We start from the raw sequence: 14,624 nt of genomic DNA, 5'->3' as shown, positions 1-14,624 counted from the left end.
GTAACCGGATCGGCGGATCGCGTAAGCAGTTCCTAGCCGGCGTCGGCGCCGGCCTGTCGTGACGGACCGAACGGAGACAGCACTGAAGTAGGAAGAAGATAAATCAATCGCGTGATGAGTGTGGCGGGCGAACGTCGAGCGTGTTGTGACGGCTGTGGCCGTCGAACCGCGCTGGAGCGGTTGACGACGGTGACGATGCCGAACGGAGAGCGAGTCGCCTGCTGTCCGGCATGTGAACCCCACGCTCGCAACGCTGCCAGAACGTCCGATACGCCGGACAGCCGACGCGGGACGTGCGACGGCTGTGCGGGAACGTTCCGACGCCGGGACCTCGAGGAACTCGTCCTGGACGACGGCACCGTCGTGACCTGCTGTCCATCGTGTACGGACGAGGTTCCCGGCGAAGCCGACGGGGACGAGACGGAATCGGCGGACGAACCCGACGGGGCCCTGAACCGGTGTAGCCAGTGTGCCGAGTGGGTCGCCGAGGAACTGTTTCTCGCCACGACGATCGACGACCGAACCGAGCGACTCTGCTCGTCGTGCAAGGCAGAGGCCGAGGATCGCGGGATACTCGAGCGGGTCGCGATGCAGCGCGAACGGGCCCGCGAAATCCTCGGCGTCGAACCGGGGGCCGACGCCGACGAGGTTCGAACGGCGTTCCACGAGCAGGTCAAGCGCGCCCATCCCGACCGGAAGAGCGGGAGCAAATCCGCGTTCAAGCTGGTCACGGACGCGTACGACAGGCTCCGGGAAGACGATCACTGAACGGCGTTTTTACGGCGAACGTACCCGATCGTCGCCGGATCGAAGGCGTACGTCGTTCCGCAGTCCGCACACGAGGTGGAGAGCAGTTTGCCGTGTTCGTGACGCTTCCAGAGCTTCGGCTGGGCTTCCTCGAGTTCGAGGACGACGGGGTGCGTACACCGGGCGCTCGTACACGCGAACTGGATGTACCAGTTCGGAACCGAGAGTGCGCCCAGCGGGGCGAGTTCCCGTCGGAGCCGGCAGAGAAGTTCGAAAATCGTCCGGGAGAGATCGTCTCGGTCGATCGCCACACCCTCGACATCGGTGAGAAATCCACCCCGGAGATCGGCGTCGGTGTACAGCGGCAGGACGGGGATCCCCTTGGCCAGCGCGTACCCGATCTCCTGGTCGACCCACTGGCTGTCGGCTGACTGCTCCGTCAACACCGCAACGACGACGTTGCTGTTCGCGATCCGCCCCTCGAGTCGCTTGCGCGAGCGGCCGGATTCGACCTCTTCGAGCGCGACGTGGACGCCGACGGGGAAGTTCCTGACCGTCGAGAACAGGTCCTGGACCAGGTCGAGATCGGCGGGTGCGTGCGAGACGTAGAGCTGTTCTCCGGTCATGACGAGATCTACGAAAGATAGGCTGCAGATACATATCAACGTTCGTGTTCGTTCCGCTCGGAACTATGTGTCGACCGACACGTTGTCGACCGTCTCGAGAACCCGCTGGGAGAACTCGATCTCCGAGAGCTCCGTTCCGAGCCCCGCGAACCACTCTTCCTCGACGTGCCAGCGACCGCGCAGCGCTCCGTCGGTCGTCCGAGAGGTCACCTCGAGGCGACCGGGTGTCCACTCTCGCTCCTCGGCGACCGAGAGGAGCGTCCGAACGACGGCGCTCACCTCGTCGCTCGTCACGGCCGCCGACTCGGAGACGGTTTCGTACGTGAGAGTCAACCCCGTGCCGTCTCGAGGCAGATCGTCAGCGGCCGGATCGTCGTCGAGCCACGCGACGTCCGTCACGTAGATTCCGTTGCTCATGAGACGGTTCTCGAGTGCGACGCCGACCGGTGGCTCGGATGTCATACCGACGCATTGGTTCGGCGTCGAAAAAAGTGATCGGGAGCCCGCGATCAGAGCGGTTCCACGAGATCCTCGAGGGCAGCCGTCGGATCGTCGGCCTTCGCGACGCCGCTCGCGAGCAACACGCCCTCCGCGCCGAGGTCGGCCGCGGCGACGACGTCGTCGCCGGTACTGATTCCGGCGCCGCAGAGCACCGATACGTCGGAATCGACGCTCGCAGCCGCGTCGACGGCGTCCTCGACGACGTCGGGATCGGCCTGGCTGACCGGCGTCCCGGTTCCGATGAGTTCCGGCGGTTCGACGGCGACGGCGTCGGGACCGAGCGCCGCAGCGGCGCCGATCTGGGCCGGGTTGTTCGCACAGACGACCGTCTCGAGTCCCGCGCGGTCGGCTGCACGAACCGAGCCGTCGATATCGGCGAGTTTCAGCCGCTGTTCGGAGTGGTTGATCAGCGTCCCGGCCGCACCCGCGTCGGCGACCGACTCGGCGAGCGTGTGGCCAGTGTTACTGCCGTGCTCGATCGGATCGACGTGCTGGGCCCACGTCTCGACGCCCGTCTCGGCGACGCGCTCGAGGTGAGCGGCCTGTGGAGCGACGCCCAGACGGGCGTCGGTGCGCTCGTCGACGTCGCGGACGGCTTCCGCGACTTCGATCGGATCACACGGGTACGTCTTGAGGTTTACGAGAACGAACATAGGAGAGACGCCTGCCGCAGGAAAGAAATAGCTTGCGAGTCGGGGCAGCGGCCCACCCGAACCGAGTCGGTCAGTCCTTCCGTTTGACGACGTCGCCGAGCGTGTAACTTCCCGAGGAGGAGCCGCCGGACCACTCCGAGTCGTCAGCGGAGGCGCCCTCGGCGTTCAGATCGACTTCGAGGAAGCTCTCGAGTTTCGACTGGACCCGGTCGCTCGGGAGCGTGTCCCCGCGTTCGATCTTTCGGATGAGACTTGCCTTCTCGTTGAGTTCGTTCGCGAGGTCGGACTGGCTGAGCCCCTTCTTCTCGCGGGCGGACCGGACGCGCTCGTCGTAATCGGTCGCGAGTTCGTCCATGTCGTCGAACATGTCCTGCCGGCGCGAGCCACCGGAACTCGAGGAACTCGAGCCGCCACTCGTCGAACCGCTGCTGGCACTCGAACTCGAGGACGAGGAGGAACTCGACCCGGTCGAGTACTTCGTCGACGTGCTCGAACTCGACGAGGACTGCTTGATCTCAGTACCGAAATCGGTACAGTTCGAACACACGTCCAGCTTCGCACCCTCGACCTTGATCGTCTTCGGAGACGACGTCTCGGTGCCACACATCTCGCATTGAACCATAGAGGAATCTATATCGCGGCGAGTGATAAACCATGCGGCGCAGTCCCAGAGCGTGGAACGCGCTCAGTCGAGTGCCACCCAGGCGTAGTAGAACCGCTGGAGTGCGGTGAGGTGGCCGACGACCGCCAGAAAGACCAGCAGCCAGCCGATCAGCGTCAGTCCGCCGTACTCGCCCGACAGGGGATAGGCGAGGAAGCCGACGAGGCCGATGATCGCCAGTCTGTCGGCGCGGCCGACGAGTCCGCCGTAGACCCGGTCGAGGCCGACGGCCTGGGCCTGCGTTCCCAGGTACGAGGTCATCACGACCCCCGTTACCGCGAGGAAGCCGAGAAAGTAGTCTCCAACCCCGGCGGCCAGTCCGCCGATGATGACGATGTCGGCGTAGCGGTCGATGACGTGGTCGAGGAGATCGCCACCCGCCGAGGCGACCTGCTGTTCGCGTGCGAGTGCGCCGTCGATGATGTCCAGCCAGCCGTTCAGGAAGACCAGCGTCGCGGCGGCGACGAACCAGACGGGATCCGCCCGCCCGCCGAGCAGGAACGCGAACGCAGCCAGCACCGCCATCCCGAACGCCAGCAGGCTGACGCCGTCGGGCGTCATCCCGATGCGGTCGAACCCCTTGACGAACGGGTCGAGGAATCGCGAGACGTACGGTCGAAGCTTGTCGAGGGTCATTCGAGGTACCCCACGAAGTCGACCTCGCCGGCGCTCGGCTCTCGGTCGCCCGCGACGACCGCCTCGAGTTCGGTCGCGACCGCCTCGGGGGCCAGATCGGTCGTGTCGATCTCGTACACGGACTCGAGCCCGTGCTCTTCGACCGCCTCGGCGAGGATGACGTCGAGCGCCTCGCTCTCGGCGTTCTCGCTCGCCTTGGCCTCGGTTTCACCGCGCTCGAGCAGGCGCTCCTCGAGCGTCTCGGGGTGACAGCGCAGGACGGCGACGCGGTCGACCTCGAAGTGATGTGCGAGGTGGGATTCGATCACCGCGTCCTCGGCGTCCTCGGCGTCGTCGAGCCACGCTGCCAGCCCGTCGAGGTCCGCGATCTTGCTCTCGCGATCCGCGTCGACCTCGGTGTAGAGTTCCTCCTCCTCGAGCACCTCGTTGAGGTGGATCACCTCGAGGTCAGTCTCTTCCCGGAGTCGTTCTGTTGCAGTGGTCTTGCCCGTCCCCGGGGTCCCGGTGACGGCGACCCTCACGCCTCGGACACCTCCCTGCTTTCGGGTGCGACGTCCTCGAGGACAGCGTTGATCGTCTCGACCGCCCGGTCGGTCTCCGCTTCGGTGCCGCAGGTGACGCGGATACAGCCCGGAAGCCCGAAACTCGAGCAGTCCCGGACGATGACGCCGCGCTCCCGGGTTTCCTCGGCGACGGCCGTTGCGTCGCCGACGGCCACGAGCACGAAGTTCCCCTCGCTCGGCCAGACGTGCGCGTCCAGGTGTTCGCGCATGTACTCGCGGGACGTCCGCGCCGTCTCGAGGGTTCGCTCGACGTGCTCGTCGTCGTCGATGGCGGCGAGACCCGCTCGGCAGGCGAGTTCGCTCGCGGCGAACGGCGTGTTGACGCGGGCGTAGGCGTCGGCCCACTCCTCGGGCACGATCGCGTAGCCGAGACGCAGTCCGGCGAGGCCGTAGGCCTTCGAGAACGTGCGCAAAACGGCGACGTCGTCGCGAGCCTCGAAGCCGTCGCGGCCCTCGAGCAGCGCGACGGCGCTATCGACGTCGGCGAACTCGCCGTAGGCTTCGTCGACGACCACGAGGCTGTCGTCGCCGGTCTCCTCGGCGATCCGCTCGACGTCCGCGAGGTCGACCGTCGACCCCGACGGGTTGTGCGGACTGGTCAGGTAGACGATCCGGTCGTCGTCGTACGCCGAGAGGACCGTCTCGGGCGTCTGTGCGAAGTCTTCGGCGCGCTCGAGTTCGTACTCGCGAACGTCGCCGTGGTGGAAGCGGGCACTCATCCCGTAGTAGGCGAAGCCCGGCGAGGGAACGAGAACGTCGTCGTCGGGTTCGAGCATGGCCCGAGAGAGGTAGTCGATCGCACCGTCGCCGCCGTTGGCGAGCCAGACCTGGGACGGGTCGACGTCCCAGCGGTCGGCGATCGCAGCACTGAGGTCGGTGTGAGCGGACTTCGGGTAGGAACTCACGCTCGAGGCCGCCTCGCGGATGGCCACGGCGGCGGCCGGCGAGGGGCCGTGCGGGTTCTCGTTCGAGGCGAGTTTGATGAACTCCGAGGGGTCGCGCCCGAGTTCGCGGGCGACCTCCTCGATGCCTCGACCCGCCTCGTAGGCGACGTGGTCGGACAGGTCGCGCGGTTGCATACGCCAATGCTGTTCCCGATGGCTCTTAAGGGTGCTTACATGGGGTCAGTCGCTCGTCCCAGACCGTTCATCTTGCTGTGGCGCGCGCTGTCCCGCGGTGAGCAGTGAGCGAACCGCGGGACCAAATCGTGCGAGGGACGAGCGAGGGAACGAAGTGACTGAGCGAGTCGGTTGGGGAGGACGCGGCGATCCCCCGTTGTCAGGATAGAGTCGGTTTTGCTGGATCTCGATCACCGTGTTACGTGCAGAGTGCTTTTTGATCGGATCACTCGATCGGGATCGTCTGCAACAAAACGGGGCAGTTACATACCACAATTATTGCTTCCGACAGCGGGTGATACAGTATGTTCCCTGAGCGCATCGAGACGGACCGACTCAGCCTCGACCGAATTTCGCACGATTCCGTCGATGTATTCGCTCTTCACGAACTCTACTCCGATGGAGACGATACGGAGGAGATGTTCGAGTATTGGGATTCGTCGCCTCACGAGACGGTGAAAGAGACGTATGACTACGTAGACGAAGCTGAAGAACTGTGGGACGACGTCGAGGGTGCAAAATACGTGATCCGACCGAACGAGGGGGAAGACGGGGAAGGCGTTATCGCCGGAACGACAGGACTGTATCCGCACTGGGAAAAACAGTCCGCTAACCTTGGTATCCTTCTTGACAAGCAGTTTTGGGGGCGCGGATATTCCGGTGAGCGAGCCGATGCCCTCCTCTCCGTGGCGTTCGACCGACTTGACCTCGAACTCGTCGTTGCCGCCCATATCGACGGGAACGAGAAGTCACGACGGGCAATCGACAAGTATGTCGAACGGTACGATGGCCAATACGAGGGACTTCTGCGGAATTGGCTTTCGCTGGACGACACCGTTGCGGACGTGCATAGATATACGATTTCACGAGCAGAATACTTCGAGGCGACCGAGCGTTAGGGTGCTCATCTCTACGAAACGCCCGTTTCGGGTACTATCGCGGTCAACGAATCGGATCTCAGCACTACCCGAACCGACAGTTAACAACGACCCTTACTTTCGAAGTCGCTCGAGTCGATCGAGCGTCTCCGCATCCGCCGGCCCCTTATCCGAACGCACCCCGACGAACCGCGGGAAGCGCAGGGCGTAGCCCGACGAGTACGTGGGCGAGCGCTGGATCTCCTCGTAGCCGACCTCGAAGACGACTTCGGGCTCGAGGTCCACCTCCTGACCGTCCTCGGCGGCGATGTGTGGCTCGAGCAGTTCCGTCAGCTCCGCGAGCTTTTCGTCCGTGATGCCGGTCGCGACCTTGCCGACCGTCTCGAGATCGTCTCCATTACGTACCGAGAGCTCGAAAGTACCCAAAAACGTCGCCCGCCGGCCCTCGCCCCACTCCGCACCCGTCACGACGCAGTCGAGGGTCTCGACGTCCGGTTTGCGCTTGCGCCAGTTCTTCCCACGGCGGCCCGGCGAGTACGTCGAGTCGGGGTTCTTGAGCATGATCCCCTCGTGGCCCGCCTCGAGGGCCTCGGCGTCGATCGACTCGATCACGTCGGAATCCTTTGTGCGCCACAGCAGGGAGAGACCGTCGACGTCCTCGGGCTCTTGCTCGGGATCGTCTCTCAGCACGGCCTCGAGTCGCTCGTGGCGGGTCGTCAGCGGCTCCTCGAGCAGGTCCTCGCCGCCGGCGTGCAGGCAGTCGAAGAAGACCGGGCGGACCGCGACGTCCTCGCGGGCCTTCGCGACGTCGTGTTTGCGCCGGAAGCGCTTGAGCACCTCCTGGAACGGCAGTGTACTGCCCTCGTCGTCGATGGCGACGACCTCGCCGTCGAGGATGGTCGGCTCCTCGAGGTGCTTGGCGGCGAACTCGACGACCTCGGGAAGCGCGTCGGTGACGTCCTCCATGTTGCGCGAGAAGACGCGCGTCTCGCCCGCCGCACCGTTCGTCGCGTCGGACGTCTCCGCCGCGTCCGGGGCGGGTTCGTGGTGCAACTGCACGCGAGCCCCGTCGTACTTCCACTCGACGGCGGCCTCGTCCCACTCCTCGAGCGCGTTCGTCACCGTCCCGGCCTGGGCGAGCATCGCCTGGACGGGCCGGCCGATCTCGAGGTCCATGGAGTCGAGCCCGTCCTGTCCCTCCTCGTGGGCGACTCGAGCGACCTCGCTGTAATCGTTCGAGACCTGCAGGGCGCGTTCGACGCTCTCCGTGGGGACGTCGAACGCCTCGCTAATCGCGTCCCTGACCGTCCCCTCGCCGACGCCGATGCGCATCTCCGACAGCACGAGGCGGGCGAGGTAGCGCGCTTCGTCGCTCGAGCAGCGGTTGAAGAGGCCGAACAGCAGGTCCTCCTTGCGGTCCTGACTGCCCGAACCCTCGGCCGCCGCGAGGTCGGTCAGCGTCTCGTCGACCTCGCGGACGGTGAGGTCGCCGCCGGCGCCGTTCTCGTCACCGCCGCCCGTGAACGCGCCCAGCCCCTGCTGGCCGCCGAACTCGTAGCTCGCCGCCACGTCGCCGATCTCGCCGACCTCGGCGAGTCGCTCCTCGACGTCGTCGGCGTCGACGTTGGTTCCCGCCGCGCGAGCGATCGCCTCGTAGCAGGTGTTCGGTCCGATATCGAGCGTCGTCGACTCCCAGGCCGGAAAGACCCGTCCCTGGACGAACCGGGCGACGATCTCGAGGGTCTGTGGCTCCGCCGCGGCATCTGCGGAACGATCCTCGCCGTCGGCGGCCTCCTCGAGCAGCGCCGTGACGTGGGCGATGATCTCGAGGTCGGCGGGTTCGGCTTCGATCGCAGCGGCACGGTCGGCGAACGTGGCGAACTCCATCGGCAGTGTGTAGCCGTCGGGGCAGGTAAAACGATTCGGAGACCGGGCGGAGACGCCGTCGCAACGGCGGCCGAGAGACGTGCTTTCAAGACAGTCGAGCGCGCACTCGGGAGTATGCCACCAGAAGAGGCGGAACTCGCAGCACGAGTTGCGGACGTGCTGTCGGTTGACGCCGAGGATTTCCGCGGGCGGGCCGAGGCGGACGCCGAGGTGATCAAAGAGGCCGTCGAGGACGGCGTCTTCGACAACCCGCAAGCGATCGTCGGCTTCGAGTACGAGTTCTACGCCGTCAAGTCCGACGACTGTACGCTCCGGCGAGTCCCGCGGCGGCTGCTCGAACTCATCGGCTTCGAGAAGGAACTCGGGCTCCACAACGCCGAGATGACGACCAGTCCGCAGCCCCTGAGCACGTACGGACTGGTCGCCCAGGAGGCGGAGATCAAGGCGCGCCTGCAGACCGCGCTGCGAGTCACCCAGTCCGAGCGTATGCGCCTGGTCAGCGACGGCCTCTGGACGATTCCGCCGGAAGGAGAGGACTCGGCCACCTACCTCAGCGACAGTATCGAGCAGAGGGTGACGGCCGCCGACGGGACCGAGCGGACGATTCGTATCGCGACGAACATGAGCGACTCCGCGCGTTATCACGCGATGGCGAACACGACCGGAGCGGATACGGCGGGAATGTGCATCGACGCCCCCCACGTCTCCCTCCAGGCCGACACCGTCATGCCCGAGAGCCTGATCACGTCGATCCAGCCCCACTACCAGGTGGCCCACGCGCCCGACCTTCCGATCTACTTTAATTACGCGCTGCGCGTCGCCGGGCCGCTGCTCGCACTCGGCGTCAACTCCCCGTTCTTCCCGCCCGATCTGTACGACGAGGACGCCACCGCCGAGGAGATCCTCGAGGACGCCTGGATGGAACACCGGATCAGCGTCTTCGAGACGGTTCTCAACGATCCCGCCACCGGCGAGGGGAAGGTCCGATTCCCGCGCGATCTGGAGAGCGTAGACGAGGCGATCGATCGGATCGCGTCGGACGACACCATCGTTCCGATGCCCGTCGAACCCGGCGAACGGTTCGACGACGGGTTCTCGCACTTCCGGCGCAAGCACGGCACCTACTGGCGGTGGGTTCGGCCGGTGTTCGGCGGGCCGACCCGGTCGGCCGCCAACGCCCGAATCGAGTTGCGTCCGATCCCCGCCCAGCCGACCGTCCGGGACTCGATCGCCTTCCTCGCCGCCTTCGCCGGCCTGCTCGAGAGCCTGACCCGACTCGAGCACCCGGTCCTCGAACTCGACTGGGCGGTCGCCCACGAGAACTTCTACGCTGCGATGCGCGACGGGTTCGACGCCGAACTCACCTGGATCACCAACGACGGCAAGGAGACCACCGACCGGCTCGAACTCTACGAGGACCTGCTCGCCCACGCCGAGGACGGCCTGACGAACCGCGGGCTGACCGAGGAGGACGCCGCAAAGTACCTCTACCCGCTTCGCCGCCGGGTTCGTCAGAAGACCACGCCCGCGAGCTGGAAGCGCGATCGGGTTCGCGCCGAACTCGAAGCCGGCGCCGATCTGGCGACCGCGATCGAGTCGATGCAGCAGGCGTACGTCGAGCACCAGTCCGAAACGCTGCTCGAGGGCAGCTTCGCGGACTGGATCGTCGAGCAGTAGCGGATCTCGACGGTAGAGACGGCGACGCCGTTCGACCGTGACACTCAGAGCGGTGAAAGAGACGACTCTCATTTCGCATCACGGTTAGGTACCCGTCGAATTTTCTGCCCAGTGGACCACCCGTACGGAACACGCCCATCGGATCGTTCTCCAGAACCCGTTTTGCCGGTTTCCACACCACCGAGTGTCGCGTCGCTGTACCGTCCCCCATGCCCTCGAACGACATTCCGCAACCAGGCTTCGGTACGTCGGGCCACGACCGAGACGCCTGCACCGAGGCCGTCGTCACGGCCCTCGAGACCGGCTACCGACACGTCGACACGGCCCAGATGTACGACAACGAGGAGGCCGTCGGCCGCGCCCTCGAGCGGGCCGACGTCGACCGCGAAGACGTCTTCCTCGCGACGAAGGTCCACCCGTCGAACCTCGCGCACGACGACGTGATCGAGACGGCCGAAGAGAGCCTCGAGCGCCTGGGCGTCGACGCCGTCGACCTGCTGTACGTTCACTGGCCGACCGGCGCCTACGATCCCGAAGAGACGCTGCCGGCGTTCGACGAGGTCCGCGACCGCGGGTGGGCTCGCAACGTCGGCGTCAGCAACTTCACGATCGAGTTGCTCGAGGAGGCACTGGAGATCCTCGAGTCGCCGCCCATCGCCAACCAGGTCGAACTCCACCCGCGTCTCCAGCAGGACGATCTCGTCTCCTTTTCGCGGGAGCACGACGTGCAGACGGTCGCGTACTGTCCGATCGCGAAGGCCGAGGTGAACGAGATCGACGACTTACAGGAGATCGCCGACGCCCACGACGCGACGCCGGTCCAGATCGCGCTGGCCTGGCACTACGAGCGCGACGGCGTCGTCCCGATTCCGAAGGGAAGCGGCGAGCACATTCGAGAGAACTACGACGCTCTCGAGATCGACCTGAGCGAGGACGAACGCGAGCGGATCGACGGCCTCGATCGAGGAGAGCGGCTGGTCGATCCGGACGAAGCGGCCTGGAACCGGTAGTCGTCGCTCGAGGCAACGGTCACTCGAGCCGACAGTCGTTCCGACCGACACCCGGAAGCCATTAAGGCCCCTCACTCGAGAGTGTCGCGTATGGTTACGTTCCTCTCCGGGGGCACCGGGACGCCGAAGCTGCTGGACGGTGCCGCCGTCGCGTTTTCGCCGTCGGAGACGACGGTCGTCGCCAACACCGGCGACGACGTCGAACTCGGGGGACTCCTCGTCTCGCCGGACGTCGACACCGTGCTCTTCCAGGGCGGCGACGTCCTCGATCGGGAGACCTGGTGGGGGATCGAGGGCGACACCCACGAGACAAACGAGGAGTTGATGGCGCTCGCCGACGCCGTGGACCTCCCCGGCGGGCCGCAGTACTTAGACGAGGCGAAACAGACCACGGGCCGAGAGATCGCCGCCTGGCGCCGGTTCTCGGGCGTCGCGGAGTTCATGACGATCGGCGACCGCGACCGGGCAGTCCACATCACACGGACGAGTCTGCTCGACCAGGGGTACTCGCTGAGCGAGGCGACCGAAACGCTCGCCGACGCGTTCGGCCTCGAGTTCGATCTCCTGCCGATGAGCGACGACCCCGTTGCCAGCCTCGTCCACACCCCCGACGGGACGATGCACTTTCAGGAGTACTGGGTCGCGAACCGGGGCGAGCCGACCGTCGAGACGGTCGAGTTCCGCGGCGCCGAGACCGCCGAGCCCGCGCCGGGCGTGCTCGAGGCGCTCTCCGAAACCGTCGTCCTCGGGCCATCGAACCCCGTCACCAGCATCGGGCCGATGCTCGCCGTCCCGGGGATCGCCGACGCGCTCGAGGAGACGACGGTCGTCGCCGTCTCGCCGTTCCTCGGGGACGAGGCGTTCTCGGGGCCCGCCGCCGAGCTGATGGCCGCCGTCGGCTACGAGCCGAGCACCGAGGGGCTCGCCGAGGCGTACGCGTTCGCCGACGCGTTCGTGATCGACGAGGGCGACGACGCGACCTTCGAGCGGCCGACGGTCCGAACCGACATCAGAATCGACGAGCCGACCGACGCCGAGCGCGTGATCGGCGCGGTCGACGAGGCGATCGGCCTCGTGAGCTGAGATGTTCGAGCCACCGCTCGCGCTGGCGAGTCTCAGCGGCGAGGCGGACGCCGACTGGGCCCATGCCGGTTCGGAGTACGCCGGGGCGGCGTTCCTCGGCGGCATCGCCCTCGACGCAGACGCGAGAGCGGCCGCTCGAGAGATGGTACACGACCGCGACCGCAACGAGTTCCTCCCCGACGACCCCCTCGAGTTCGTCGACAGCCAACTCGCCGCGCTCGAGGACACGCCGATCCAGCCGGCGTTCAACGTCCGGAGCACGACTATAGAACCGGTCGTCGACGTCGCTCGCGTCTGTCGCGACCGAGACGCGTTTCTCGAAATCAACGCCCACTGCCGCCAGGGCGAACTGTGCGCGGTCGGCTGTGGCGAGACGCTGCTGCAGGACGCCGACCGCCTCCGCGAATACGTCGAGCGCGCCGCCGAAACCGGCGCCACCGTCGGCGTCAAGGTCCGCGCGGAGGTACCCGGGGTCGACCTCCCCGCGCTCGCGCGAGCGCTCGAGGACGCGGGCGCGTCGTTCGTCCACGTCGACGCGATGGACACCGAGTCCGCGGTCGCGAACGTCGTCGACGCGGCCGATTGCTACGTCATCGCCAACAACGGCGTGCGCGACGAGGAGACGGTCCGCGAGTACGCCGAGTACGGCGCCGACGCGGTCAGCGTCGGCCGACCCAGCGACGATCCGGTCGTGCTCGAGCGCGTGCTGGCGGCCGCGAACCGACACCTCCGGTCCAACCTCGAGACGGCGTCTCGATGAGTCGCCGGAGCGCGGCCGGCAGCTAGGTTTATCACGATTACTGTACACGGGAGTGCCATGAACGGGATCCACGATCTCGGCGGGATGGACGGGTTCGGTCCGGTCCCGTACGACGGGGGCGAGAGCGAAACCTTCCACGAGCGCTGGGAGGGCGAGACGTACGCGACGTTCGTCGCCACGCTGGGAAACCGGTTCGCCTCGATCGACGAGTTTCGCCACAGCATCGAACGGATGCCGCCGGATTTCTACCTCGAGTCGAGCTACTACGACCGCTGGGTCACCGCACTCACGCGGTTGTTAGTCGAGAACGACGCGATCGATCCCGAGGCCTTCGCAGCCCGAGCCGAAGCGTTCGAGGCCGGAAACGCGATCGTTCCGGAGTACGAGGAACCCGACATGCTCGGACGGCTCGCCGCCGGCGTCGCCGACTCCTACGCGACCGACGCCGACGAGGAATCGCCGTCGTTTTCCGTAGGCGACGCGGTTGCGGTCCGGAACGCGCACCCGGACGGACACACCCGCTGTCCGCGCTACGCCCGCCGCGCCCGCGGCGAGGTGGTCGCTCATCGCGGAACCCACGTCCTCCCCGACGCTCGCGCCCACGGCCGGGACGGCGCCGAACCGCTCTACCAGGTGGCCTTCGACGGCGCGGAGCTGTGGGGAGAGGACGCCGAACCCGGCGTCAGCGTCACCCTCGATCTGTGGGAGTCGTACCTGAAGCCGGCCGACGCCGGGACGGAGGGGGAACGATGACCGACGCCGACGAGGACGAGTTCGATCCCGACGAGCACGCCCGCGAACACGACCCGGAGGCGCGCGTCCGCGCGCTCCAGTCGCTGCTGATCGAGAAGGAACTGCTCTCGAGCGACGCCGTCGACGACGTCATCGCCACCTATGAGGACGAGATCGGCCCGCTCAACGGCGCCCGCGTCGTCGCCCGCGCGTGGACCGACGACGCGTACCGCGAGCGACTCCTCGAGGACGGGATGGCCGCTGCATCGGAGGTCGTCGACGTCGACGGCGATGCGATCGACCTCGAGGTCGTCGCGAACGCGCCGGACGAGCACCACCTGGTGGTCTGTACGCTCTGCTCGTGTTACCCGTGGGCGCTGCTCGGGCTGCCGCCGACGTGGTACAAGACGCCTGCGTACCGGTCGCGCGCGGTGAAGGAGCCGCGGACGCTACTCGCAGAGGAGTTCGACACCGACCTTCCCTCGGACGTCGAGATCCACGTCCACGACAGCACCTCCGAACTCCGGTACATGGTGCTCCCGCAGCGGCCGCCGGGAACCGCGGGGATGGACGAGGACGAGCTGGTCGACCTCGTGAGCCGGGACGCGATGATCGGCGTCGAGCGACTCGGTGGAGGCGAGCGATGACCGCCGACGGGCCTCCGGCGTCGCGACTCGCCGCGCTCAAGGATGACGAAGATGCCCCGGTCTTTCACGCCCCGTGGCAGGCGCGGGCCTTCGCCGTTGCGGTCGCCCTCTCGGACGAGGGAACCTACGAGTGGACGGCGTTTCAGAAGCGACTCGCCGCGGAGATCGAACAGGTCGACGAAGCGGCCGTCCCCGCCGACGGGGAGGCCTCGGAGGCGGCGTACTACCGTCGATGGGTCGCCGCCCTGGAGCGTCTCCTCCTCGCCGACGGCGTGCTCGAGAACGCCGAACTGACCGAGCGCACGCGGGAGTTCGCGGAGGGCGAACGCGACGCCTCGGAGTGGATCGACGGAGAGCGGGATCACGGAGACCACAGCCACGACGGTTACGATCGCTGACTATCCCGATTCCGGCGCGGACTCGAGCCGCGGAGGGGACCCGACGC

General features: G+C 66.8%; 17 protein-coding genes. 9 read left to right on the top strand and 8 right to left on the bottom strand.

Annotation, left to right across the window (positions count from 1 at the left end; all coding sequences use genetic code 11):
* Positions 1-114: 114 nt before the first annotated feature.
* The gene (locus tag CV102_RS09095) at positions 115-768 is read left to right on the top strand and encodes a J domain-containing protein (RefSeq protein WP_148857636.1); all 654 of its coding nucleotides are present in this window, start codon (positions 115-117) and stop codon (positions 766-768) included.
* Here CV102_RS09095 and CV102_RS09090 read toward each other — a convergent pair.
* The 7 genes from CV102_RS09090 to hisC all read right to left on the bottom strand — a co-directional run bounded on the left by CV102_RS09090 (position 762) and on the right by hisC (position 5,466).
* A complete protein-coding gene (locus CV102_RS09090) occupies positions 762-1,373 on the bottom strand; it encodes a toll/interleukin-1 receptor domain-containing protein (RefSeq protein ID WP_148857634.1) in 612 nt (203 codons plus the stop codon). The two genes, CV102_RS09095 and CV102_RS09090, sit on opposite strands and share 7 nt — an antisense overlap.
* Before the next feature lie 63 nt (positions 1,374-1,436).
* Positions 1,437-1,835 carry a hypothetical protein gene (locus CV102_RS09085; protein WP_148857632.1) on the bottom strand — a complete coding sequence of 133 codons (399 nt, stop codon included), beginning with the start codon at positions 1,833-1,835 and terminating at the stop codon, positions 1,437-1,439.
* A gap of 47 nt (positions 1,836-1,882) precedes the next feature.
* Positions 1,883-2,527, bottom strand: coding sequence for a triose-phosphate isomerase (tpiA, locus tag CV102_RS09080; protein WP_148857630.1), 645 nt, complete (start codon positions 2,525-2,527; stop codon positions 1,883-1,885).
* A 70-nt stretch (positions 2,528-2,597) separates the two neighbouring features.
* On the bottom strand, positions 2,598-3,149 hold the full coding sequence (locus CV102_RS09075; RefSeq protein ID WP_148857628.1) for a multiprotein bridging factor aMBF1: 552 nt from the start codon (positions 3,147-3,149) through the stop codon (positions 2,598-2,600).
* A gap of 63 nt (positions 3,150-3,212) precedes the next feature.
* Complete coding sequence (locus CV102_RS09070) at positions 3,213-3,824, bottom strand: CDP-alcohol phosphatidyltransferase family protein (RefSeq protein WP_148857626.1); 612 nt, start codon at positions 3,822-3,824, stop codon at positions 3,213-3,215.
* Entirely contained in the window at positions 3,821-4,345 is a 525-nt protein-coding gene (locus CV102_RS09065) for an adenylate kinase family protein (RefSeq protein WP_148857624.1), read from the bottom strand. The genes CV102_RS09070 and CV102_RS09065 overlap by 4 nt, the downstream gene beginning before the upstream one ends.
* The gene (gene hisC, locus CV102_RS09060) at positions 4,342-5,466 is read right to left on the bottom strand and encodes a histidinol-phosphate transaminase (RefSeq protein ID WP_148857622.1); all 1,125 of its coding nucleotides are present in this window, start codon (positions 5,464-5,466) and stop codon (positions 4,342-4,344) included. Before hisC ends, CV102_RS09065 begins: the two co-directional genes overlap by 4 nt.
* 344 nt (positions 5,467-5,810) lie before the next feature.
* On the opposite strand from hisC, the gene CV102_RS09055 reads away from it, so the two are divergent.
* On the top strand, positions 5,811-6,404 hold the full coding sequence (locus CV102_RS09055) for a GNAT family N-acetyltransferase (protein ID WP_148857620.1): 594 nt from the start codon (positions 5,811-5,813) through the stop codon (positions 6,402-6,404).
* A gap of 93 nt (positions 6,405-6,497) precedes the next feature.
* On the opposite strand, the gene ligA is transcribed toward CV102_RS09055, so the two are convergent.
* Positions 6,498-8,270, bottom strand: a complete 1,773-nt coding sequence (gene ligA / locus CV102_RS09050; RefSeq protein WP_148857618.1) for an ATP-dependent DNA ligase LigA — start codon at positions 8,268-8,270, stop codon at positions 6,498-6,500.
* Between the two features lie 114 nt (positions 8,271-8,384).
* Between ligA and CV102_RS09045 the strand changes: the two genes are divergently transcribed.
* The 7 genes from CV102_RS09045 to CV102_RS09015 all read left to right on the top strand — a co-directional run bounded on the left by CV102_RS09045 (position 8,385) and on the right by CV102_RS09015 (position 14,577).
* Positions 8,385-9,947 (top strand): hypothetical protein, encoded by a 1,563-nt coding sequence (locus tag CV102_RS09045; protein WP_148857617.1) that lies wholly within the window; start codon positions 8,385-8,387, stop codon positions 9,945-9,947.
* Positions 9,948-10,156: 209 nt separating this feature from the next.
* Entirely contained in the window at positions 10,157-10,957 is an 801-nt protein-coding gene (locus CV102_RS09040) for an aldo/keto reductase (protein ID WP_148857615.1), read from the top strand.
* A gap of 90 nt (positions 10,958-11,047) precedes the next feature.
* Complete coding sequence (cofD, locus tag CV102_RS09035) at positions 11,048-12,040, top strand: 2-phospho-L-lactate transferase (protein ID WP_148857613.1); 993 nt, start codon at positions 11,048-11,050, stop codon at positions 12,038-12,040.
* Position 12,041: 1 nt separating this feature from the next.
* Positions 12,042-12,800 (top strand): tRNA-dihydrouridine synthase, encoded by a 759-nt coding sequence (locus CV102_RS09030; RefSeq protein WP_148857611.1) that lies wholly within the window; start codon positions 12,042-12,044, stop codon positions 12,798-12,800.
* A gap of 57 nt (positions 12,801-12,857) precedes the next feature.
* Positions 12,858-13,553, top strand: coding sequence for a nitrile hydratase subunit beta (nthB, locus tag CV102_RS09025; protein WP_148857609.1), 696 nt, complete (start codon positions 12,858-12,860; stop codon positions 13,551-13,553).
* Positions 13,550-14,179, top strand: coding sequence for a nitrile hydratase subunit alpha (gene nthA / locus CV102_RS09020; protein ID WP_148857607.1), 630 nt, complete (start codon positions 13,550-13,552; stop codon positions 14,177-14,179). Before nthB ends, nthA begins: the two co-directional genes overlap by 4 nt.
* Complete coding sequence (locus CV102_RS09015) at positions 14,176-14,577, top strand: nitrile hydratase accessory protein (protein WP_148857605.1); 402 nt, start codon at positions 14,176-14,178, stop codon at positions 14,575-14,577. Before nthA ends, CV102_RS09015 begins: the two co-directional genes overlap by 4 nt.
* Positions 14,578-14,624 lie beyond the last annotated feature (47 nt).

Source organism: Natronococcus pandeyae (assembly GCF_008122205.1).
GTDB classification, from domain to species: domain Archaea; phylum Halobacteriota; class Halobacteria; order Halobacteriales; family Natrialbaceae; genus Natronococcus; species Natronococcus pandeyae.
The sequence above is the reverse complement of the archived record's forward strand: the minus strand, read 5'-3'. Positions and strand labels throughout refer to the sequence as shown.

Coding starts and splice junctions, on each gene's coding strand:
- cofD (WP_148857613.1), top strand. CDS start 11,048: ATGGTTACGTTCCTCTCCGGGGGCACCGGGACGCCGAAGCTGCTGGAC.
- CV102_RS09030 (WP_148857611.1), top strand. CDS start 12,042: ATGTTCGAGCCACCGCTCGCGCTGGCGAGTCTCAGCGGCGAGGCGGAC.
- CV102_RS09045 (WP_148857617.1), top strand. CDS start 8,385: ATGCCACCAGAAGAGGCGGAACTCGCAGCACGAGTTGCGGACGTGCTG.
- CV102_RS09085 (WP_148857632.1), bottom strand. CDS start 1,835: ATGACATCCGAGCCACCGGTCGGCGTCGCACTCGAGAACCGTCTCATG.
- CV102_RS09040 (WP_148857615.1), top strand. CDS start 10,157: ATGCCCTCGAACGACATTCCGCAACCAGGCTTCGGTACGTCGGGCCAC.
- tpiA (WP_148857630.1), bottom strand. CDS start 2,527: ATGTTCGTTCTCGTAAACCTCAAGACGTACCCGTGTGATCCGATCGAA.
- CV102_RS09070 (WP_148857626.1), bottom strand. CDS start 3,824: ATGACCCTCGACAAGCTTCGACCGTACGTCTCGCGATTCCTCGACCCG.
- CV102_RS09055 (WP_148857620.1), top strand. CDS start 5,811: ATGTTCCCTGAGCGCATCGAGACGGACCGACTCAGCCTCGACCGAATT.
- CV102_RS09075 (WP_148857628.1), bottom strand. CDS start 3,149: ATGGTTCAATGCGAGATGTGTGGCACCGAGACGTCGTCTCCGAAGACG.
- CV102_RS09095 (WP_148857636.1), top strand. CDS start 115: ATGAGTGTGGCGGGCGAACGTCGAGCGTGTTGTGACGGCTGTGGCCGT.
- CV102_RS09015 (WP_148857605.1), top strand. CDS start 14,176: ATGACCGCCGACGGGCCTCCGGCGTCGCGACTCGCCGCGCTCAAGGAT.
- ligA (WP_148857618.1), bottom strand. CDS start 8,270: ATGGAGTTCGCCACGTTCGCCGACCGTGCCGCTGCGATCGAAGCCGAA.
- nthB (WP_148857609.1), top strand. CDS start 12,858: ATGAACGGGATCCACGATCTCGGCGGGATGGACGGGTTCGGTCCGGTC.
- CV102_RS09090 (WP_148857634.1), bottom strand. CDS start 1,373: ATGACCGGAGAACAGCTCTACGTCTCGCACGCACCCGCCGATCTCGAC.
- hisC (WP_148857622.1), bottom strand. CDS start 5,466: ATGCAACCGCGCGACCTGTCCGACCACGTCGCCTACGAGGCGGGTCGA.
- nthA (WP_148857607.1), top strand. CDS start 13,550: ATGACCGACGCCGACGAGGACGAGTTCGATCCCGACGAGCACGCCCGC.